General features: G+C 70.9%; 21 protein-coding genes. 6 read left to right on the top strand and 15 right to left on the bottom strand.

The features are described 5' to 3' along the window. Positions 1 to 83: 83 nt before the first annotated feature. The 3 genes from zwf (at position 84) to pgl (ending at position 3,446) form a co-directional block, all read left to right on the top strand. A complete protein-coding gene (gene zwf / locus IEY87_RS20720) occupies positions 84 to 1,685 on the top strand; it encodes a glucose-6-phosphate dehydrogenase (RefSeq protein WP_225277207.1) in 1,602 nt (533 codons plus the stop codon). Continuing rightward, a complete protein-coding gene (locus IEY87_RS20715; RefSeq protein ID WP_189140379.1) occupies positions 1,686 to 2,600 on the top strand; it encodes a glucose-6-phosphate dehydrogenase assembly protein OpcA in 915 nt (304 codons plus the stop codon). A 72-nt stretch (positions 2,601 to 2,672) separates the two neighbouring features. Beyond that, on the top strand, positions 2,673 to 3,446 hold the full coding sequence (gene pgl / locus IEY87_RS20710; RefSeq protein WP_189140378.1) for a 6-phosphogluconolactonase: 774 nt from the start codon (positions 2,673 to 2,675) through the stop codon (positions 3,444 to 3,446). Positions 3,447 to 3,451: 5 nt separating this feature from the next. On the opposite strand, the gene add is transcribed toward pgl, so the two are convergent. The 3 genes from add to IEY87_RS20695 form a co-directional block, all read right to left on the bottom strand. Beyond that, positions 3,452 to 4,468, bottom strand: coding sequence for an adenosine deaminase (gene add / locus IEY87_RS20705; protein WP_189140377.1), 1,017 nt, complete (start codon positions 4,466 to 4,468; stop codon positions 3,452 to 3,454). A gap of 227 nt (positions 4,469 to 4,695) precedes the next feature. Continuing rightward, positions 4,696 to 5,484 (bottom strand): hypothetical protein, encoded by a 789-nt coding sequence (locus IEY87_RS20700; RefSeq protein WP_189140376.1) that lies wholly within the window; start codon positions 5,482 to 5,484, stop codon positions 4,696 to 4,698. A 57-nt stretch (positions 5,485 to 5,541) separates the two neighbouring features. Then, positions 5,542 to 6,564: a GNAT family N-acetyltransferase gene (locus tag IEY87_RS20695; protein ID WP_189140375.1), complete on the bottom strand. Its 1,023-nt coding sequence runs from the start codon at positions 6,562 to 6,564 to the stop codon at positions 5,542 to 5,544. Between the two features lie 107 nt (positions 6,565 to 6,671). Between IEY87_RS20695 and IEY87_RS20690 the strand changes: the two genes are divergently transcribed. Continuing rightward, positions 6,672 to 8,063, top strand: a complete 1,392-nt coding sequence (locus IEY87_RS20690; protein WP_189140374.1) for an NAD(P)/FAD-dependent oxidoreductase — start codon at positions 6,672 to 6,674, stop codon at positions 8,061 to 8,063. A gap of 43 nt (positions 8,064 to 8,106) precedes the next feature. After that, positions 8,107 to 9,714, top strand: a complete 1,608-nt coding sequence (locus IEY87_RS20685) for an amidohydrolase (RefSeq protein WP_225277206.1) — start codon at positions 8,107 to 8,109, stop codon at positions 9,712 to 9,714. 57 nt (positions 9,715 to 9,771) lie between these two features. Here IEY87_RS20685 and IEY87_RS20680 read toward each other — a convergent pair whose 3' ends face one another. From IEY87_RS20680 to gap, 5 genes are all read right to left on the bottom strand, one after another. Further along, positions 9,772 to 10,116 carry an RNA polymerase-binding protein RbpA gene (locus tag IEY87_RS20680; protein WP_189140373.1) on the bottom strand — a complete coding sequence of 115 codons (345 nt, stop codon included), beginning with the start codon at positions 10,114 to 10,116 and terminating at the stop codon, positions 9,772 to 9,774. A 71-nt stretch (positions 10,117 to 10,187) separates the two neighbouring features. Beyond that, complete coding sequence (secG, locus tag IEY87_RS20675; RefSeq protein ID WP_189140372.1) at positions 10,188 to 10,418, bottom strand: preprotein translocase subunit SecG; 231 nt, start codon at positions 10,416 to 10,418, stop codon at positions 10,188 to 10,190. A 99-nt stretch (positions 10,419 to 10,517) separates the two neighbouring features. Continuing rightward, entirely contained in the window at positions 10,518 to 11,294 is a 777-nt protein-coding gene (gene tpiA, locus IEY87_RS20670) for a triose-phosphate isomerase (RefSeq protein WP_225277205.1), read from the bottom strand. Position 11,295: 1 nt separating this feature from the next. Further along, positions 11,296 to 12,483 (bottom strand): phosphoglycerate kinase, encoded by a 1,188-nt coding sequence (locus IEY87_RS20665; protein ID WP_189140371.1) that lies wholly within the window; start codon positions 12,481 to 12,483, stop codon positions 11,296 to 11,298. Positions 12,484 to 12,530: 47 nt separating this feature from the next. Continuing rightward, complete coding sequence (gene gap / locus IEY87_RS20660) at positions 12,531 to 13,535, bottom strand: type I glyceraldehyde-3-phosphate dehydrogenase (RefSeq protein ID WP_189140370.1); 1,005 nt, start codon at positions 13,533 to 13,535, stop codon at positions 12,531 to 12,533. A 184-nt stretch (positions 13,536 to 13,719) separates the two neighbouring features. Between gap and IEY87_RS20655 the strand changes: the two genes are divergently transcribed. Beyond that, positions 13,720 to 14,343: a hypothetical protein gene (locus IEY87_RS20655; RefSeq protein WP_189140369.1), complete on the top strand. Its 624-nt coding sequence runs from the start codon at positions 13,720 to 13,722 to the stop codon at positions 14,341 to 14,343. A gap of 140 nt (positions 14,344 to 14,483) precedes the next feature. Here IEY87_RS20655 and whiA read toward each other — a convergent pair whose 3' ends face one another. The 7 genes from whiA to IEY87_RS20620 all read right to left on the bottom strand — a co-directional run bounded on the left by whiA (position 14,484) and on the right by IEY87_RS20620 (position 20,932). Beyond that, positions 14,484 to 15,464, bottom strand: a complete 981-nt coding sequence (gene whiA / locus IEY87_RS20650) for a DNA-binding protein WhiA (protein ID WP_189140368.1) — start codon at positions 15,462 to 15,464, stop codon at positions 14,484 to 14,486. Between the two features lie 71 nt (positions 15,465 to 15,535). Then, entirely contained in the window at positions 15,536 to 16,513 is a 978-nt protein-coding gene (locus tag IEY87_RS20645; RefSeq protein WP_189140718.1) for a gluconeogenesis factor YvcK family protein, read from the bottom strand. Between the two features lie 20 nt (positions 16,514 to 16,533). Beyond that, the gene (gene rapZ, locus IEY87_RS20640) at positions 16,534 to 17,364 is read right to left on the bottom strand and encodes an RNase adapter RapZ (protein WP_229699370.1); all 831 of its coding nucleotides are present in this window, start codon (positions 17,362 to 17,364) and stop codon (positions 16,534 to 16,536) included. A gap of 35 nt (positions 17,365 to 17,399) precedes the next feature. Next, the gene (gene uvrC / locus IEY87_RS20635; RefSeq protein ID WP_189140717.1) at positions 17,400 to 19,301 is read right to left on the bottom strand and encodes an excinuclease ABC subunit UvrC; all 1,902 of its coding nucleotides are present in this window, start codon (positions 19,299 to 19,301) and stop codon (positions 17,400 to 17,402) included. A gap of 107 nt (positions 19,302 to 19,408) precedes the next feature. Next, entirely contained in the window at positions 19,409 to 19,849 is a 441-nt protein-coding gene (locus IEY87_RS20630; RefSeq protein WP_189140366.1) for a Rieske (2Fe-2S) protein, read from the bottom strand. Between the two features lie 46 nt (positions 19,850 to 19,895). Then, on the bottom strand, positions 19,896 to 20,357 hold the full coding sequence (locus tag IEY87_RS20625; protein WP_189140365.1) for a Rieske (2Fe-2S) protein: 462 nt from the start codon (positions 20,355 to 20,357) through the stop codon (positions 19,896 to 19,898). A 140-nt stretch (positions 20,358 to 20,497) separates the two neighbouring features. Further along, on the bottom strand, positions 20,498 to 20,932 hold the full coding sequence (locus tag IEY87_RS20620) for a Rieske (2Fe-2S) protein (protein ID WP_189140364.1): 435 nt from the start codon (positions 20,930 to 20,932) through the stop codon (positions 20,498 to 20,500). Positions 20,933 to 21,132 lie beyond the last annotated feature (200 nt).

Below are 21,132 nucleotides of genomic sequence, written 5' to 3'. Positions count from 1 at the left end.
GAGGCGGCCGGCGCCGTCTCCCTGTCACGGGGCCGCGCGGTGGGGAGCCGCGCGGCCGCTCCCAGCGGCGCAGGAGGTTTGAGATGAGTGAGCCCGCAGGCCCCCCTGAAGAAGCCGTCGCCGTGGCCTCAGCCGTCGCCGGCACCTCCACCACACTGGAGGTGGCCGCCGCGAACCCGCTGCGGGACCCGCGCGACAAGCGACTGCCGCGGGTGGCGGGACCGTGCGTGATGGTGCTGTTCGGCGTGACGGGTGACCTGGCCAAACGCAAGCTGCTGCCGGCGATCTACGACCTGGGCAACCGGGGGCTGCTGCCCCCGGGCTTCTCCCTGGTCGGGTTCGCCAGGCGGGACTGGAAGGACCAGGACTTCGCCAAGCTGACCCATGACGCCGTGAAGGCCCACGCCAGGACCCCCTTCCGCGAGGAGGTCTGGAACCAGCTGCGCGAGGGCATCCACTTCGTGCCGGGCGAGTTCTCCGACGACGGGGCGTTCGACGCGCTGGCCATGGCGCTGCGGGAGATCGACGAGCTGCGGGGCACGGGCGGCAACTACGCCTTCTACCTGTCGGTGCCGCCGAAGTTCTTCCCCGTGGTGGTGGAGCAGCTCAGGCGGACGGGGCTGGCCGACGCGCCCGACGGGTCGTGGCGGCGGGTGGTCATCGAGAAGCCGTTCGGCCACGACCTGAAGTCGGCGCACGAGCTGAACGAGATCACCAACTCCGCCTTCCCGGAGAGCTCGATCTTCCGGATCGACCACTACCTGGGCAAGGAGACGGTCCAGAACATCATGGCGCTGAGGTTCGCCAACAACCTCTACGAGCCGATCTGGAACCGCAGCTTCGTCGACCACGTGCAGATCACCATGGCCGAGGACATCGGCATCGGCGGCCGGGCCGGCTACTACGACGGCATCGGCGCCGCCCGCGACGTGATCCAGAACCACCTGCTCCAGCTGCTGGCGCTGGTGGCGATGGAGGACCCGACCTCCTTCGACGCCTCCGCCCTGCGGCGGGAGAAGGAGAAGGTGCTCAAGGCGGTGCGGCTGCCGGCGGACCTGTCGCTCAACACCTCACGCGGCCAGTACGCGGCGGGCTGGCAGGGCGGTCAGAAGGTCGTCGGCTACCTCCAGGAGGACGGGATCTCCACGGATTCCACCACCGAGACCTACGCCGCGATCAAGCTGGAGATCGCCAACCGGCGCTGGGCCGGCGTGCCGTTCTACCTGCGCACCGGCAAACGGCTGGGCCGCCGGGTCACCGAGGTGGCCGTGGTGTTCCAGCGGGCGCCGCACCTGCCCTTCAGCAAGGACGACACCGAGATCCTCGGCCAGAACGCGCTGGTGGTCAGGGTGCAGCCGGACGAGGGCATCACGGTGCGGTTCGGCTCCAAGGTGCCGGGGACGGCCATGGAGGTGCGGGACGTGTCCATGGACTTCGCCTATGGCGAGTCGTTCCTGGAGTCGTCGCCCGAGGCGTACGAACGGCTGCTGCTGGACGTGATGATCGGCGACCCGCCGCTCTTCCCGCACCAGCGTGAGGTCGAGCTGTCGTGGCAGATCCTCGACCCCATCGAGGAGTTCTGGACCACCCAGGGCCAGCCGGAGCCGTACCCCTCGGGTTCGTGGGGGCCGCCGGCGTCCGACGCGATGATGGCCCGCGACGGGCGTGTCTGGAGGAGGCTCTAAGTGACGACGTTCATGCTGGCCGACACGACGGCGGGCAAGATCTCCAGCCAGCTGACGCAGTTGCGCCACCAGATGGGCGCACCCGCCGTCGGCATGGTGCTGACGCTGGTCGTGGTCTGTGAGGAACGCGACCAGTACGACTCGCTGCGCGCCGCCACCGAGGCGGCGCGCGAGCATCCGTCACGCATCCTGGTGGTGATCAACCGGGAGACCGACGAGGCCAACCGGCTCGACGCCGAGCTGCGCATCGGCGAGTCCTCGCCGGGCGAGATCGTGGTGCTGAGGTTGTACGGCGAGCTCACCGAGCACGCCGACTCCGTGGTCAGCCCGCTGCTGCTGCCGGACACGCCGGTGGTCGCGTGGTGGCCGAGCCGCGCCCCCGAGGTGCCGTCGGCGGACTCGATCGGCATGCTCGCCCAGCGACGCCTCACCGACGCCAAGAACGCCGGCGACGACGGCGTCTGTTTCCTCGCCGACCGGGCCAAGGGCTACGCGCCGGGCGACACCGACCTGGCGTGGGCCCGGCTGACTCCGTGGCGCAGCCTGCTGGCCGCCGCCTTCGACCAGCCCGTGGGCGCGGTGCACCGGGGGGTCGTGGAGGGTGCCGCGGGCAACCCGAGCGTGCCGCTGCTGGCGGCCTGGCTGGCGGAGCGGCTCGGCGCGAAGATGCGGGTCGGCGTGTCCAACGGCCCCGGCATCACCGCGGTCCGGCTCGCGATCGACGACGGGGAGCTGTCGGTGGTGCGCGGCGACGCCCGCCAGGCGGTGCTGTCCCGCCCCGGACAGCCCGGCAGGAACGTGGCGCTGGCCCGGCGGCAGCTGTCGGAGCTCCTGGCGGAGGAGCTGCGCAGGCTGGACACCGACGAGGTCTACGAGGCCGCGGTCAAGCGCCTGGCCCAGCTGTACCGGCCCTGAGTCCCGGGCGCCGCCGTGGGCACACGGCGGCGCCTGGGCCTGGCCGGGGACGAAACGTGAAAGAGTGTCGCCGTGAGTGTTCCCACTGTTGTTGTGCACCGTGACGGCGAAGTGCTGGCCAAGGCCGTGGCGGCGCGGATCATCACCCGACTGGTCGACGTGCAGTCCGCCAAGGGGTCGGCGTCCCTGGTGCTGACCGGAGGCACGGTCGGCGTCGCCACGCTGGCCGCGATCCGCGACACGCCCGCCCGTGACGCCGTCGACTGGCGGCGCCTGGACATCTGGTGGGGCGACGAGCGCTTCCTGCCCACCGGCGACCCCGAGCGCAACGAGACCGGCGCCAGGCAGGCGCTGCTCGACCACGTCGACGTCGACCCCGAGCGGGTGCACGTCATGCTCGGCCCCGACTCCGGCCTGTCGGCCGAGGAGTCGGCCGACTCCTACGCCACCGAGCTCCGCAAGGCCTCCCGTCCGGAGGACCACGGCCCGGCTCCCAGCTTCGACGTGATGCTGCTCGGCATGGGGCCGGACGCCCATGTGGCGTCGCTGTTCCCCGGCATGCCCTCGCTCTACGACACCCGCACCGTGGTGGCGGTGCACGGCGCGCCCAAGCCGCCGCCGACGCGCATCTCGCTGACGCTGCCCGTCATCCAGGGCTCGCGCGAGGTGTGGGTGGTGGCGGCCGGTGAGGGCAAGTCCGGCGCCGTACGGCTCGCGCTGTCGGAGTCCGGGCCGGTCCAGGTGCCCGCGGCGGGCGCCCGTGGCCGGGGCCGGACGCTGTTCCTGCTCGACCGTGCCGCCGCCGGGAAGATCCCGCCGGGCCTGGGCCGCATCGCCTCACCCTGACCGCTTCAGGCGGCGGCCAGGGCGCCGATCTCGTCCAGCAGGGCCCGCTTGCGCTCGGCCGGCAGGAAGGACGCCCGTACGCCGTTGCCCGCCAGCCGCGCCAGGTCCTCGACGCCGAGGCCGAACACGCGGGCGGCGAGGCGATACTCCTCGCTCAGCGTGGTGGCGAACATGGGCGGGTCGTCGCTGTTGAGCGTGACGAACAGGCCCTCGGCGAGCATGCGGGGCAGCGGGTGGTCCTCGATCCGGGCCACCTGGCCGGTGCGGACGTTCGAGGTGGGGCAGACGTCCAGCGGAAGCTGGGTCTCACGCAGGTACGCGACCAGGCGCGGGTCGTCGAGGCAGGCGATGCCGTGGCCGATGCGCTCGGCCCCCAGCCCTTCGATGACCTCCCAGATGGTCTCCGGACCCGTCATCTCGCCACCGTGTGGAACGCTGTGCAGGCCGGCGGCCCGCGCCGCGGCGAACGCGTCGCGGAAGACGTCCCTGAAGGGGGCTCGGCGCTGCTCGATCCCGCCGATCCCGAAACCTACCAGCGCGGCGGGAGGTTCCCCCAGCGCGTGGTCGAGGGTGATCTCGGCCGCCTCCCGTCCGAACTCCGAGGGGATGTCGAAGATGTACGCCATCTCGACGCCGTGCTCGGCCAGGGACTGCTTCGCGGCGATGTCCAGGGCCTGGGTGACCTCGCGTTTCGGCAGGCCCATGATGTGGTGCGCGTACGGGGTCACCTGCAGCTCCGCATAGCGCCCACCCTGGGTGGACAGGTCCCGGGCCAGGCCGAGGACCAGGGCGGCCACGTCCTCGGGCTCCCGTACCAGCGCGTTGACGGCGCCGTAGACCTGGGCGAAATGGGGGAAGTCGCGGAAGGTGTAGAAGGCGCGGAGCTCCTCCTCGCTGGTGGGCACCGCGCTGTCCGGGTGCCGGCGCGACAACTCCAGCACCGTGGGCACCGAGGCGGAGCCGATCAGGTGCACGTGCAGCTCGACCTTGGGCAGAGCTTGGATGAAGGCGTCGAGGGTCATGCCGACGACGATAGGCCGGACATTTCACCTTCCGTAAGGATTTAGGGCGATATCTCACACAAGAATGTCCGCTTCACCTTGTCCCCCTCGGGTGGTGTACCTCCGCGACAGATGGCACCCCTTCGCGAGCCGCTGTAGGGGCTCCAGCTTGACGCTACGAGCACAAGGCCAGAGGTGGACCGACCCGACGCCCCAGGGCGTCTTAGGCCCACCTGGCGGCCCCAGCCCTACTCCTCCAGCCGTTGCCGAGCGTGGCGCTCCTCGCGTCTGGTCACCTCCAGACGTTGCGCGCTCTCCGCGAGCCGCTTGCGGGCCTTGGCCAGCTTGGCCTCCAGCTTGGCGACCTTCTCCGCGCGTTCGCCGTGCTCCCGCTCGGCCCCGGCCAGCGCCTCGCTCCACTCCCGGTGCGCGGCCTCGGCCTCCTGCCGCGCCCTGACCTCGGCCTCCTGCCGCTCCCTGGCCCTCTCAGCCTCGGCCTCCGCGCGTTTGCCGGCCCGCACCTCCTCGTCCGCCGCAGGGGACTTCTTCCTGCCTGCGGGACGTCGGCCGACAGCGGGGGCCGGGGCGAAGCCGCTGTAGCTGAGCGGCTTGACCAGGCGGCCGCGCCGTACCTCCTCGGCCGCGGCGGCGTCCACGACGGCGGCGTCGAGCGTCTGGTCCACCTCGGCCGCGGCGGCGGCCGAGACCTCGCCACTCTGTCGGATCAGCCTGGCGAGCCGGCCGGTCACCTCGCCGCGCCGCCGGGTCAGCTCCGCCAGCGCGGCGGCGTCCTGCGCCTGCCAGGCCGCGCGCAACTCCTGCCCGAGGGAGAGCAGCTCGTCCAGCTCGTCGGGATGCTCACGGGCGACCCGGTTCACCGCCCAGGCCGAGACCGTGGGCCTGCGCAGCCCGGCGATCCGCCGCGCCAGCGCGGCGTCGCCCGCCCGCTTGGCCGCGGCGGCCTCCGCGGTGCGGGCGGCGGTGAACTCCGAGGGCGCGAGCGCGTACAGCCGGCCTGCCACCTCGTCAAGATCCACCCAGATGGGATACCCCACCTGGGCAGGTTTCTAGCTCGGCCAAGAGCCCGCACCGGCTCAGACCGGTGCCACGGCTCCGACCGGAAGCCTCGCCTCCACCACGCCGGGGTCCTCGGTGTAGCCGAGGGTGGCGCCCAGCGAGATCATCAGCCTGCGCATCCGTACGTTGTCCGACAGCATGGTGGCCCTGACCTCGGCGTAGCCTCGATCGCGCGCCTCGCCCACCAGCATCCTGGCCAGCACCAGGCCCAGACCGCGCCCCTGCCAGCGGTCCTCGACCAGGAAGGCCATCTCGGCGACGCCGGGATCGGCGGTGAAGTGCAGGGTGGCCAGCCCTACCACCTGTCCGTCGTTGCCCGCCACCAGCGAATATCCCCGGCTGCGGTCGCAGAGCCGGTCGAACATCCGGGGCGGCAGCGTGGGCATGGCGGTGAAGTAGCGGAACCTGCGCGCCTCCGGCGAGCACCTGTCGTGCAGGTCGCGTACGGCCTCGCGGTAGATCGAGGTGAGCGGCCGGATGGTGATCTCGACGCCGTCGGCCAGCTTGATCGGGCTCTCTCCGGCGGGCTGCTCCACCGGCGGCTGGGCCAGCCGGGCGAAGGAGGCCGCTCTGGCCGCCTCGGTCAGGGTGAAGGGCAACTCGGTGCGGCGCAGCCGGACGGCGCGCCTCGGCGCGACGGGCACCACGAGCTGCGTCGGGTCGGGAAGATCACTCACCGCCTCACCATAGATCCACCTGGCGTCGTCGGCGCGCAGCAGCTCGGCCAGGAGTTCGGGCAGCCGCCAGGGCATGGCGCGCAGCCTGGAGGCGAGCAGCAGCGCGCGGGTGGGCTCGTCGGTGAGCTCGTGCGCGGTCGCGGGGACCACCTGGACCCGGCGTCCGCCGGCCGCCTCCAGGGCCTCGCGTACGGCTTCGGGGTGGGCGGGGATGTCGGCGACGAACTCGTCGACGGTGCCGTCGCTGTCGGACTGGACGCTCAGGCCGAGGATGTTGCCACCCCGGGCGGCAAGGGCCGCGGCGAGGGAGGCAAGCCGTCCCGGCCGCTCGTCGACCGTGGTGCGGATGCGCATAAATCCCATATGAGAAGGATGCCGGGCACCTGTTACGGTACCGCTAAGGCCATGTTTCGTCACGGAATTCGTACCGAGATGCGCAAACTAATCCGGATATAGCAGGATATGGCGTCATGAGCGCGCGAGTTCCCTTGTCACCCGGGTACGTCAATGGCGATGTCGCCTTCTGGTACCGCTCCTCCGGCGTGCCTGCCCCCGGCCCGCCGCTCGATCGAGACCTCCAGGCCGACGTGGTCATCGTCGGCGCCGGCTACACCGGGCTGTGGACGGCCTACTACCTCAAGAAGGCCCGCCCCTCCCTGGAGGTGGTGGTGCTGGAGCAGGAGTTCGCCGGGTTCGGCGCCTCCGGCCGCAACGGTGGCTGGCTCACCGGCGACCTGGCCGGCTCGCACGAGCGCTACGCCAAGACGCACGGGCTCGCCGAGGCCAAGCGGCTGCAGCGGGAGATGTACGCCTCGATCGACGAGGTGATCGCCGTCTGCGAGAAGGAGGGCATCGACGCCGACATCGTCAAGGACGGCGTCGTCAACGTGGCCCGCACCACCGCCCAGGCCGCCCGGCTGCGCGCCTCGGTCACGGCCGCCCGCCCCTGGGGCATCACCGAGCAGGACCTGCGGCTGGTGGAGCCCGGCGAGCGCCTGCGGGTGGCCGGAGCCGTCGCCGCCACCTGGAGCCCGCACTGCGCGCGCATTCAGCCGGCCAAGCTGGCTCAGGGCCTGGCGCGGGCCGTACGCGACCTGGGGGTGACGATCTACGAGGGGACGCCCGTCACTCAGATCGCCCCGCACCTGGCGCGGACCCCGTACGGCACGGTGCGCGCCCGCCATGTGATCCGCGCCACCGAGGGCTTCACCGCCCGGCTGCGGGGGCTGCGGCGGCAGTGGCTGCCGATGAACAGCTCCATGATCGTCACCGAGCCGCTGCCCGCGTCGTTCTGGGCGGAGACCGGCTGGCACGGCGCCGAGCTGCTCGGCGACCTCGCGCACTACTACATGTACGCCCAGCGCACCGCCGACGACCGCATCGCCTTCGGCGGCCGGGGCAAGCCCTACCTGTACGGCTCCCGCGTCGACGCCCGCGGTCACACCCACGAACGGACGGTCGAGGACCTGTGGGACCTGCTGACCGACTTCTTCCCGGCGGCGGCCTCCTCCAGCGTGGCGCACACCTGGTCAGGCGTGCTCGGCGTGCCGCGTGACTGGTGCTCGGCCGTGCACCTGGACCCGGCGACCGGGCTCGGCTGGGCCGGCGGCTACACCGGCCACGGGGTGACCACCACCAACCTGGCCGGCCGTACCCTGCGCGACCTGATCCTGGGCGAGGAGACGCCGCTGACCACGCTGCCGTGGGTGGGTCGCGAGGTGCGGGCGTGGGAGCCGGAGCCGCTGCGCTGGCTGGGCGTGCACACGATGTACCGCCTCTATCGGGTGGCCGACCATCGGGAACGCTCCATGACCCGCACCTCGGTGCTGGCCCGGCTGGCCGACCGGATCACCGGCCACTGACCGTCCGGGCATGATGGGCGGCAGCGAGATGGGAGACACTCCTGTGGACATTCTCTTCAGAGGCGGACGCGTGTTCACCGCCCGGGGCGGCTTCGCCGAGGCCGTCCTGGTGCGGGACGGGACGGTCGCCGCCGTGGGCGCCGAGCGGGAGCTCACCCGCCTGGCCGGCCGGCACGACACGGTGGACCTGGACGGCGGGCTGCTCGCGCCGGGGTTCACCGACGCGCACCTGCACCCCGTCCAGGCGGGACTCGAGCACGCCAGATGCGACCTGTCGGAGCTGTACGGCCTCGGCGACTACCTCGACGCCGTGCGCGCGTACGCCGAGGCGAACCCCGGCAAGGAGTGGATCGACGGCGGCGGCTGGGACATGACGGCGTTCCCCGGCGGGCTGCCCCGGCGCGACCAGCTCGACTTCCTGGACCGGCCGGTCTATCTGATCCAGCGCGACCACCACGCCGCCTGGGTCAACAGCAGGGCGCTGGAGCTGGCCGGGATCACCAGGGACACGCCCGACCCGGCCGACGGGCGGATCGAGCGCGACGCCGGCGGCGCCCCCAGCGGCGTCCTGCACGAGGGCGCGATGGACCTGGTCGGCCTGCTCACGCCCCGGCCCACCGCCGAGGACCTCGACGCGGCCCTGGCCGGCGCCGAGCGTCACCTGTTCTCGCTGGGCATCACCGGCTGGCAGGACGCGATCGTGGGCTCGTACGCGGGCTCCGACGACCAGCTCCCCACCTACCTGTCGGCGGCGCGCTCAGGGCGGCTGCGGGCCCGCGTGGTGGGCGCGCTGTGGTGGGACAGGACCCGCGGCCTGGAGCAGATCGACTCCCTGGTGGCGCGGCGGGCCGCCGCCGAGGGGCTGGACCGCTTCGCGGCGACCTCGGTGAAGATCATGCAGGACGGCATCACCGAGAACTTCACCGCCGCCACGCTGGAGCCCTACTGCCGCTGCGGTGGCACCGGCCTGTCGTACGTGGACCCGGCCAGGCTCAAGGAGTACGTCGCGGAGCTGGACCGGCTCGGCTTCCAGGTGCACTTCCACGCCATCGGCGAGCGGGCGGTGCGTGAGGCGCTCGACAGCTTCGAAGGCACCGACCCGGCCAACCGGCACCACATCGCGCACCTGCAGATCATCGAGCCGTCGGACGTGCCGCGCTTCGCCGCGCTCGGCGTCACCGCCAACCTGCAGCCGCTGTGGGCCACCCACCACGCCCAGATGGACGAGCTGACGCTGCCGTTCCTGGGCGAGCCCCGCTCGTCGTGGCAGTATCCGTTCGCGGACCTGCTGGCGCACGGCACCCGGTTCTGCGCGGGCAGCGACTGGCCGGTGTCGACCGCCGACCCGCTGCAGGCCATGCACGTGGCGGTGAACCGCACCGAGCCGGGCGGCTCGGTGCACGTGGACTACCCGACGGCGCGGACGCCGTTCCTGCCGGAGCAGCGCCTCGACCTGGCGACCGCGATGACCGCCTACACGGCGGGCTCGGCCTGGATCAACCGCTCCCCCGCCGGAGTGATCGAGCCGGGCCGCCCGGCGGACCTGGTGGTGCTGGACCGTGACCCGTTCGCGCTGCCCGCCGGGGAGATCTGGACCACCCGGGTCCGCATGACCTTCGTCGACGGCGTCCCCGTCCACGACAGGCCGTGACAGAACAGCAGGGCCCCGGCGAGAACGATCGCCGGGGCCCTGCTGACGTTGCCGTCCCTACCAGGGGGACTTGTTGTTACGCAGACGCTCCAGCGCTTCCTCGAGGATCGCCTTGCCGTCCTTGTCGCTCCGGCGCTCCTTCACATACGCCAGGTGCGTCTTGTACGGCTCGTTCCGGGGCGGGGCAGGCGGGGCCGCCTCGTCCTGGCCGGCCGGGAGCCCACAGCGCGGACAGTCCCACAGCTCGGGAACCGCCGCGTCGCTGGCGAAACTGGGGCGCGTCTCATGCATGTTGGCGCACCAGAACGAGACCCGCACTCTCGGAGCTGCCTCGCCGCGCTCGGCCTCCCCCATAGGGCCGGCGCCGACTCGGCTGCCACGGATCGCGTTGCCACTACCCACGGATGAACTCCTCGCTCGATCGCCCCGTGAGACACGGGGGCAGAATCACTGTCACGCGTTTACTTGGCCTCTCAGGGCTTGACGACCAGGCCCAGAGCGATGATGGAGACGAACCAGACGACACCCGTGATGACGGTCAGCCGGTCCAGGTTGCGCTCCACCACCGAGGAACCGCCGAAGTTCGACGAGAAGCCGCCGCCGAACATGTCAGACAGACCGCCGCCCTTCCCCTTGTGCAGCAGGACGAGCAGGATCATGAGAAGGCTCGCCAGGGTGACGGCGATGGAGATTCCGAGTTCCACGGTATGCCTGTTCCTTCAATGCTCTGTTACGCGTGACGATTCAAACTTGCTTCTTGAGGGTACGGCCTGATGTCAAATCGCACCCCCAGAACGACTCAGTTAGCCAGGCATTTCGGAGAAACGGCAGATACGCACGAGCTCCGCGGCATCGATGCTGGCACCGCCCACGAGCGCACCGTCCACATCCGCTTGCGCCATGATCCCCGCTATGTTTCCTGACTTGACCGAACCTCCGTAAAGGATACGGACCGACGAGGCCACTTCGGCGTCGTAGAGCTCCGCGAGTCGCACCCGCAGAGCGCCGCAGACCTCCTGGGCGTCCTCCGGAGTGGCCACCTCGCCGGTGCCGATCGCCCAGACCGGCTCGTAGGCCACCACGATCGATTTTGCCTGATCGGCGGAGACCTTGCGCAGCGCGCCTTCGAGCTGGCCCAGCGTGTGGGCGATCTGACCGCCCGCCTGCCGCACCTCCAGCCCTTCGCCCACACAGAGGATGGGGGTGAGCGAGTGCCGCAGGGCCGCCTGCACCTTGGCGTTGACCAGGTCGTCGTCCTCACGGTGGTATTGACGCCGTTCGGAGTGCCCGGCCAGCACGAAGGTGCAGCCCAGCTTGGCCAGCATCGCGCCGGACACCTCACCGGTGTAGGCGCCGGCGTCGTGGGCGGACAGGTCCTGGGCGCCGTAGAGGATGCGCAGCTTGTCGCCGTCGATGAGCGTCTGCACGCTGCGCAGGTCCGTGAACGGCGGCAGGACCGCGACCTCGACCTTGTCGAAATCCTTGTCGTTGAGCGCGAAGGCCATCTTCTGGACCAGCGCGATCGCCTCAAGGTGGTTGAGGTTCATCTTCCAGTTGCCGGCGATGAGCGGCTTTCTCACGTCAGTCCTCCAAGGCGGCGAGTCCGGGCAAGATCTTGCCCTCGAGGTATTCCAGGCTCGCCCCGCCACCGGTGGAGATGTGGGAGAAGCCGTCTTCTGCCAGGCCGAGCCTGCGCACGGCCGCGGCGGAGTCACCGCCGCCCACCACGGTGAAGGCGTCGGAAGCGATCAGCGCCTCGGCCACCGCCCGAGTGCCGCCGGAGAACGCCTCGAACTCGAACACGCCCATCGGCCCGTTCCAGAAGACGGTCCTGGCGTCGGCCAGCTTGGCCGCGAACAGCTCGCGGGTCTCCGGCCCGATGTCGAGCCCCTCCCGGTCGGCCGGGATCTCGGTGGCGCCCACGACGTCGTACGGCGCGTCCTCGGCGAAGCCGGTGGCGGCCAGCACGTCGACGGGCAGCACCAGGTCGACGCCGCGCTTGGCCGCCTCGTCGAGGAAGCCGCGCACCTGGTCGAGCTGGTCGGCCTGCAGCAGCGAGTTGCCCACCTCGTGGCCCTGGGCCGCGAGGAAGGTGTAGGCCATGCCGCCGCCGACGAGCAGCCTGTCGACCTTGGTGAGCAGGTTGGCGATGACGCCGAGCTTGTCGCTGACCTTGGCGCCGCCGAGCACGACCACGTAGGGCCGCTCGGTGTCCTCGGTGAGCTTGCGCAGCACCTCCACCTCGGCCACGACCAGCCCGCCCGCCGCGTGCGGCAGCAGCGCGGGCACATCGTAGACGCTGGCGTGCTTGCGGTGCACGGCGCCGAAGCCGTCGCTCACGTAGAGCTCGGCCAGGTCCGCCAGCTTCTCGGCGAACGCCCGGCGGGTGGCGTCGTCCTTGGACTCCTCACCCGGCTCGTAGCGCAGGTTCTCCAGCAGGGCGACCTGGCCGTCCTGCAGGCTCGCCACGGTGCTCCGCGCGCTCGGCCCCGCCACGTCGCCGGCGAAGGCCACCTCCTGGCCGAGCAGCTCGCCCAGACGGCGGGCCACCGGCCGCAGCGAGAACTCGGGCTTCGGCTGCCCCTTGGGCCTGCCGAGGTGGGCGCAGACGATGACCTTCGCCCCGGCCTCGACCAGCGCGGTGATCGTGGGCACGGACGCCCGGATGCGCCCGTCGTCGGTGATCGTCGCGCCGTCGAGCGGCACGTTGAGGTCGGCGCGCACGAGCACGCGCCGGCCCTTCACCTCGAGATCGTCCAGCTTGCGCAACTAAGCTCCTCCCGTCCGCTCGGACGGCGTGGTGCGGCGGACTCCGGTCACAGGTCCTTGCCCACCAGCTCGATGAGGTCGACCAGGCGGTTGGAGTAGCCCCACTCGTTGTCGTACCAGCCGACGACCTTCACCTGGTTGCCGATGGCCTTGGTGAGGCCGGCGTCGAAGATGCAGGAGGCCGGGTCGGTGACGATGTCGGAGGAGACGATCGGGTCCTCGGTGTAGCTGATGATGCCCTTGAGCGGCCCCTCGGCGGCGGCCTTGACCGCGGCGTTGACCTCTTCGGCGGTGACCTCGCGGCCGAGGTCGACGGTGAGGTCGGTGGCCGAGCCGGTGGGGATCGGCACCCGCATCGCGAAGCCGTCGAGCTTGCCCTTGAGCTCGGGCAGGACCAGGCCGATGGCCTTGGCGGCGCCGGTGGAGGTGGGCACCACGTTGAGCGCGGCGGCGCGGGCGCGGCGCAGGTCGGAGTGCGGGCCGTCCTGGAGGTTCTGGTCCTGCGTGTAGGCGTGGATGGTGGTCATCAGACCCTTCTCGATGGTGAAGGTGTCGTGGATCACCTTCGCCATCGGGGCCAGGCAGTTGGTGGTGCAGGAGGCGTTGGAGACGATCGTGTGCCGCGCCGGGTCGTAGGTGTCGTGGTTGACGCCCATCACGACGGTGACGTCCTCGTTCTTCGCCGGGGCGGAGATGATGACCTTCTTGGCGCCGTTGTCGGCGTGCGCCCTGGCCTTGTTGGCGTCAGTGAACAGGCCCGTGGACTCCACGACCACGTCGACCCCGAGGTCGCCCCAGGGCAGCTTGCCCGGGTCGCGCTCCTCGAAGACCTTGATGGCCTTGCCGTCCACGGTGATCTCGTCGCTGGAGGCCTTCACCTCGTACGGCAGGCGGCCCAGGATGCTGTCGTACTTCAGCAGGTGGGCCAGCGTCGCATTGTCGGTCAGGTCGTTGACCGCGACGATCTCGATGTCCTTGCCACTGGCGGCGACCGCGCGCCAGAAGTTGCGACCGATGCGGCCGAAGCCGTTGACGCCTACGCGGATGCTCACGGAACCGATCTCCTCGTACGTGATGACGGAGTCTTACCTCAACCATCGAACCCTATCGGAACCAAATTGGTTTAGACCACTTCAACCCCCACGTTGCGAATCGCTGTTCAGGAGGCACAATTTGCGAGGTTCGAGTAAAGTGCCCGACTCGTCGGAGTAAATTAGGCATTCTCTGGGGGCTGAGATGTCACACAAGAGGTCCGGCCTGCTGCGCGGACTGATCATCGGGTTGATCGCGGCGCTACTGACGGCGGCGGCATACGGCACGTGGCTCTTCTACCGTGGCCAACTGCCATACGACGTCCGGTGGCTCGGCGGCGGGATAGTGCTGCCCGCCGCCGGCGCCTTCGCGGTCGGGCTCGTCATCGCTCTCGCGCACTGGGCCGCGCGGGCGCGGAGTCTCTTCCTGCCGTTCACCGCGGCACTGTACGCACTGGCGGCCATGGTGCTCGGCTGGATCGGTGGCCACACGGCCTTCAACACCATCGGCATCGGTTTTCCGGTGGAGACCATCGACACGTTCCTTGACATCCTCAAGCAGACGGCATCGATGACGGCGAGCTTGTTCCTGGCCTCACCTGACCATTGGCGGGATCTGACCATCGCCGCGGGCACCGCCCTGCTCCTCACCCTGTTGCGCGTGCTGCGCCTGCGCCGCCGCGCACGGCTCGACCAGGGCGCCGCCGCCGAGAAGCCTCCCGCGGACCAGGAGGCCGACTACCGCGCCCCCTTCGAGCCGCTCCAGGCCGCCAAGCCCGCCACCGCCCCACCCAACCTCTTCAGCCCGCCCGACCGCGGCGAGGCCTGACCGCACCCTCCCGTACGGGAGCCTGGGGCCTCACCTTCCCGTACGGAAGCCTGACCGCGCCCTTCCGTACGGAAGGGCGCGATACGGACCGCGCACGGGCGGGACCGATGGCAGTGGCCGCACGCACGGCGAGTCGCAGGTCAGGACGACAGCATGTCCACCGTGAGGCCGGCCTCGGTGTTGGGGACGCCGAGGTCGGAAGCGCGCTTGTCGGCCATGGCCAGCAGCCGCCTGATCCGCCCCGCGATGGCGTCCTTGGTCAGCGGCGGGTCGGCGATCTGCCCCAGCTCCTCCAGAGACGCCTGCTTGTGCTCCACCCGCAGCCGCCCGGCCACCACGAGATGGTCGGGCGCCTCGTCACCGAGAATCTCCAGCGCCCGCTGCACCCGGGCGCCCGCCGCGACCGCCGCACGGGCCGAGCGGCGCAGGTTGGCGTCGTCGAAGTTGGCGAGCCGGTTGGCGGTGGCCCTGACCTCGCGGCGCATCCGCCGCTCCTCCCAGGCCAGCACGCTGTCATGCGCGCCGAGCCGGGTGAGCAGGGCGCTGATGGCGTCGCCGTCACGCACCACGACGCGGTCCACCCCGCGCACCTCACGGGCCTTGGCGTGGATCTTGAGCCGCCGGGCGGAGCCGACCAGGGCCAGCGCGGCCTCCGGGCCGGGACAGGTGACCTCCAGGGACATGGACCGCCCGGGCTCGGTGAGCGAGCCATGCGCGAGGAAGGCGCCCCGCCAGGCCGCCTCCGCGTCACAGGCCGCGCCCGCCACGACCTGGCGCGGCAGGCCCCGCACCGGCCGCCCGTGGTTGTCGATCAGCCCCGTCTGGCGGGCGAGCGCCTCGCCGTCGCGGTAGACGCGCACCACATAACGTGATCCCTTGCGCAGCCCGGCGGGCGCGAGCAGGAGAACCTCCGCCTTGTGGCCGAACACCTCACCGATGTCCTTGATCAACCGTCGTGCGGTCGCGTTGGTGTCAAGCTCCGCCTCGATCACGATGCGCCCGCCCACGAGATGCAGGCCACTGGCGAATCGCAGCAGCGTGGACACCTCCGCCTTGCGGCAGCAGGGCTTCAGCACCGGCAGGCGGCTCAGCTCGTCCTTCACCACACCCGTCATTGCCATAAGCGTTAGTCCTCCCCCATTCAGACCGGCTCACAGCAGTCTCTCGCACCTTTCCGCCGCGCCGACCAGGATCAACGCTTCTGGAGGAAAATCTCGTCCAGGACGGAGGCAAGACGTCGTGGGTCATGCCGGGGCGAGCCGTCGGTCGCGGCCACGTCGGCCATGACCAGCCGCGCGCCGAAACCGGCAGCGGCCTTGTCAAGGGCGTCGAGGTCGTCGACCACCCCGGCGTCGGCGAGCACTACGTCCAGCGACAGTCCCGGAGCGTGCTGTCTGAGCACCTCCAGGTGCTGCTGCGGGGAGAAGTCGTCGGTCTCGCCCGGCTGCGGGGCGAGGTTGAGCGTGACGAGCCGCTGCGCCCGTGTCCGGTGCAGCGCCCTGGCGAGCTCGGGCACCTTGAGGTGCGGCAGCACGCTGGTGAACCACGAGCCGGGCCCGAACACGACCCAGTCGGCCTCCAGCACCGCCTCGACGGCCTCCGGCCGCGCGGGCGGATCCTCGGGGACCAGGGTGACCGACTGCACCCGGCCGGCGGTCTGCGCGCACGCCACCTGGCCACGCACCGTGGAGATCACCCCGTCGAGCTCCACCTGAGCGACGATGTCGAGCGGCACCGACGCCATCGGCAGCACCCTGCCGTGCGCCCCGAGCAGCCGCCCCACCCAGTCGAGTCCGGCGACAGGGTCGCCGAGCAGCTCCCACAGCGCCACGATGAGCAGGTTGCCCACCGCGTGCCCGTGCAGGTCGCCCTCGCTGCGGAAGCGGTGCTGGACGACCTCGCTCCAGGTGCTGCCCCACTCGTCGTCCCCGCACAGCGCGGCCAGCGCCATCCGCAGGTCGCCGGGGGGCAGCACGCCGAGCTCACGTCTGAGCCTGCCGCTGGATCCGCCGTCGTCGGCGACGGTCACCACCGCGGTGAGCGCGTCGGTCACCACGCGCAGCGCCGACAGCGAGGCGTACAGGCCATGCCCGCCGCCCAGCGCGACCACCTTCGGGCCGCCGGGCGGCGGCTGCGCCCTGGACGAGGCCCGGCTTAACTCGCTCGCCATCGCGCCGAGGCGTTCATCGGTCACTCCCGCCCCACATCCCGGTGACTCACCTGGACCTCCATGCCGCGGTCCCGCAGACGGGCGGCTATCTGCTCGGACATGGCCACACTGCGGTGCTTGCCGCCGGTGCAGCCGACCGCGAGGGTGGCGTAGCTCTTGCCCTCACGCGCGTAGCCACCGGCGATGACCTTGAGGACCTCCTCGTAGGCGTCGAGGAACTCCTTGGCGCCGGGCTGGCCGAGCACGTAGTCGCGCACGGCCGGGTCCATGCCGTTCATCGGCCGCAGCTCGGGCACCCAGTGCGGGTTGGGCAGGAATCGGCAGTCGACCACGAGGTCGGCGTCGACCGGCAGGCCGTACTTGAACCCGAAGGACAGCACGTTGACCCGCAGACCGGGCCGGTTGTCGCCGCCGAAGTAGGCGACGATCTTGCCGCGCAGCTCGTGCACGTTGTGCGCGGAGGTGTCGATGACCAGGTCGGCGTTGGCGCGCACCTCGCGCAGGATGCCGCGCTCGCGGGCGATCCCGTCGACCAGGCGGCCCTCGCCCTGCAGCGGATGGGGGCGGCGCACGTTCTCGAAACGGCGCACCAGCTCCTCGTCGCTGGCCTCCAGGAACACCACGCGCACCTTGACGCCACGGCCCTCCAGCTCCTCGATGGCGGCGTTGAGGTCGGTGGTGAAGGCCAGGCTGCGCACGTCCACGACGGCGGCGACCTTGTCGGCCGCCAGCTTGACCTTGCCGGCCTCCTCGGCCATGGCGAACAGCAGCCCCGGTGGCAGGTTGTCGATGACGAACCAGCCGAGGTCCTCCAGGGCCTTGGCCGCGGTGCTGCGCCCCGCCCCCGACATGCCGGTGACGATGACGAACGCCGGCTCGGTGGTGTTCACTGTCCATCCCCCTTCAGGGTCGACACGATCACGTCGGCGGTGGCCGGGCCGATGCCCGGGACCTCGCAGATTTCTTCCGCGGTGGCCTCGCGCAGTTTCTTCACCGAGCCGAAGTGCTTGAGCAGCGCCTGGCGGCGCGCCGGTCCGAGGCCGGGCACGCTGTCGAGCGCACTCTCCTTCACGGACTTGGACCTCTTGGCTCGATGGTAGGTGATGGCGAACCTGTGTGCCTCGTCTCTGACCCGTTGCAGCAGGTAGAGGCCCTCGCTTGAACGGGGCATGATCACCGGTTGGTCGTCGCCCGGCAGCCACACCTCCTCCAGCCGCTTGGCCAGGCCGACCACGGCGACGTCGTCGATGCCGAGCTCGTCCAGCGCCCGCTGCGCGGCGGCGGCCTGGGGCCCGGCGCCGTCGACCACGACCAGGTTGGGCGGGTAGGCGAACTTGCGCGGCCTGCCCGTCTCCGGGTCGATGGGGCCGTGGGCGTCGTCCTCGGCGGCCAGCTCACCGGTGGCGGAGCGCTCCTCCAGATAGCGCCGGAACCGGCGCATGATGACCTCGTGGATGGAGGCGACGTCGCCTTCCTTGGACTTGACGGCGAAGCGGCGGTATTCGCCCTTGCGGGCCAGCCCGTCCTCGAAGACCACCATCGACGCCACGACGTTCTCGCCCTGGAGGTGGGAGACGTCGTAGCACTCGATGCGCAGCGGCGCCTGCTCCAGGTCGAGCGCGTCGGTGATCTCCTGCAGCGCCTTGCTGCGCGTGGTCAGGTCGCCGGCCCTGCGGATCTTGTGCTGGGCGAGCGACTCCTTGGCGTTGCGCTCGACGGTCTCCATCAGCGACTTCTTGTCGCCGCGTTGCGGCACGCGCACGTCCACCCTGGCCCGGCGCTGCTCCGACAGCAGCTCGACGACCGCCTCGGCGTCCGGCGGCAGCGTCGGCACCAGGACCTCGCGGGGCATCGACTCGGCGCCGGCCTCGCCGTACATCTGCAGCAGGAACTGCTCGACCAGCTCGCCGGGCGTGACCTCGTCGACCTTGTCGACCACCCAGCCGCGCTGGCCGCGGATGCGGCCGCCGCGCACGTAGAACACCTGGACGGCGGCTTCGAGCGGATCCTCGGCGAGGGCGATCACGTCGGCGTCGGTCGCCTCGCCGAGCACCACCGCCTGCTTCTCCAGCGCCCGCTGCAGCGCCTGGATGTCGTCGCGCAGCCGGGCGGCGCGTTCGTACTCCTGCTCGGCGGCGGCCTCGCGCATGTCCTTCTCAAGGCGCTTGATGAAGCGGGTGGTGTTACCGCCCATGAAGTCGCAGAAGTCCTCGGCCAGGTCGCGGTGTTCCTGCGGGCTGACCCTGCCGACGCACGGCGCCGAGCACTTGTCGATGTAGCCCAGCAGGCACGGCCGGCCGATCTGCCCGGCCCGCTTGAACACCCCCGCGCTGCAGGTGCGCACCGGGAAGACGCGCAGCAGCAGGTCGACGGTCTCGCGGATGGCCCAGGCGTGGGAGTAGGGGCCGAAGTAGCGGGTGCCCTTGCGCTTGGCGCCGCGCAGCACCTGCACGCGCGGGAAGTCCTCGCCCATGGTGACCGCGAGGTAGGGGTAGGACTTGTCGTCGCGGTATTTCACGTTGAAGCGCGGGTCGAACTCCTTGATCCAGGAGTATTCGAGCTGCAGCGCCTCCACCTCGGTGCCGACGACCGTCCAGTCGACGGCCGCGGCGGTGGTCAGCATGGACTGGGTGCGCGGGTGCAGGGCGGAGAAGTCGGCGAAGTAGGAGTTGAGCCGCTGCCGCAGGCTCTTGGCCTTGCCGACGTAGATCACCCGGCTGTGGGCGTCCTTGAACCGGTAGACCCCGGGGGAATCGGGGATGGAGCCTGGACTGGGCCGGAAACTCAAGGGGCTGCCCGCTGATCTCGCCACGATTCCAGCCTAATGGCCCCCACCGACAAGGATGCCCGCCATACCTTCGGCCAGGTACGGCGGGCGGAGCGGAACCGTCCGGGTCAGGCCAGGGTGATCTGGTCGCCCTCCACCTTGATCTCCTGCGCGGCCAGCGGCTCGGTGGCGGGCCCCTGCGACACCGATCCGTCCTCGATCTTGAACTTGCTGCCGTGGCACGCGCAGTCGATGACGCCGTTCTCGACGGCGGTCACCGCGCAGCCCTTGTGCGTGCAGGTCGCGCTGAAAGCCTTGAAATCACCCTCCGTCGGCTGGGTGACCACGATCTTCTGGTCCGCGAAGATCTTGCCACCGCCGACGGGGATGTCGGCGGTGCTGGCCAGCCCGCCACCCGCCGCGGACGGCGCACCGGCCGCCGGCGCACTCTGCGTGGGTGCGGCGGCCGTGGTGTCGCCACCCGCCCCACAGGCGGTCAACGCCAGCGCCAAGCCACCCGCGCCGACGCCTGCGAACACCGTTCTACGACTCTTGAGGTCATCTCCCATGCGTCACAGCAAACCGCACGCACGTGAGAAAATGATGAATATCGGCTTAGGCGAGTCTGATCTTGCCGTCCGCCACGTCGATCTGCTTCTCCTCCAGCGGGTCGCTGGCCGGCCCCTTGGCCACCGAGCCGTCCTCGATCTTGAACTGGCTGCCGTGGCAGGGACAGTTGATCACACCGTTGGAGATGCTGGCCACCGTGCAGCCCGCATGGGTGCAGGTCGCGCTGAAGGCCTTGAACTGGCCTTCCTTCGGCTGGGTGATCACCAGCTTCTGACTCTCGAATATCTTGCCGCCACCGGTGGGGATGTCACTGGTGTCGGCCAGCGCCTTCGGCGCCTTGGCCTTCTTCTTCGGTGCGGCCGACGACTCCTCGTCGCCGACGGGCTCCTCAGCCGGATCCGCCACCACCGTGGTGGGCGATCCATAACTGGCACAAGCTGTCAGAACGGCGGCCAGCCCGGCGCCTCCGGCTCCGAAAACCACCGCGCGGCGCGTCGATTCGGTCATGGTGCGTCCTCCCAGGTAGTGGGTCTCACTTCAGGTACGGCTCCCGCCCTGACCCCGGTTCAGCGTGCCGTGTCTTAATCCCGCGCACTACGTAGATTTACCGAAAGCCCGGCTTCCCGTCGCGGGGAGACGTCCGCCGCTCAGACCACCACGATGCCGTCACCCTCGACCTTGACCTGGTAGGCGATCAGCGCCCTGGTCGCGGGCCCCGTCATCGCCTCGCCGGTGTCGGCGGCGAACTCGCTGCCGTGGCACGGGCACCTCATCACGTTGTCCTTCGGCGCGCCGACCGCGCACCCGCGATGCGGGCAGGCCGAGCTGTACGCCTTGTAGACGCCCTCGGACGGCTGCGTGACCACGATCTTCCACTTGCGCACCACCGTGCCGCCCCCGACGGGCACGTCGGCGGTCTTCGCGATGACCTGCCCCTTGATCCCCTTGGCCGCGGGCTCGGCCGCGGCGTCCCCGGTGCCGCACCCGGCGAGCGCCAGCCCGCAGGCCGCGATCCCGGCCGCCCCGAGCGCCTCGCGCCGCCCGACCGCGGGCATGGCGAAGCCGCCCTCAGTAACCGTCATCGCCGCTGACCCCTCCGCGTCTCCGCTGACCCCCTGCAGGTCAGGCCGTTACCATCCCTTCACCCTAGGACCGACGCCCCTCGCCCCCGCCGGCGGGTGCCGGCACCAGTCGCCACACACCTGCAAGCGCGTTCCTCCCGGGCGCGCAACGCCGCGCCCTTCTCCCGTACGCACACGCCCAGGCGATCTCGCCCGTACGC

The organism is Nonomuraea glycinis (genome assembly GCF_014646515.1).
Lineage (GTDB): Bacteria > Actinomycetota > Actinomycetes > Streptosporangiales > Streptosporangiaceae > Nonomuraea > Nonomuraea glycinis.
This window is presented reverse-complemented; position numbering and strand designations above follow the sequence as displayed.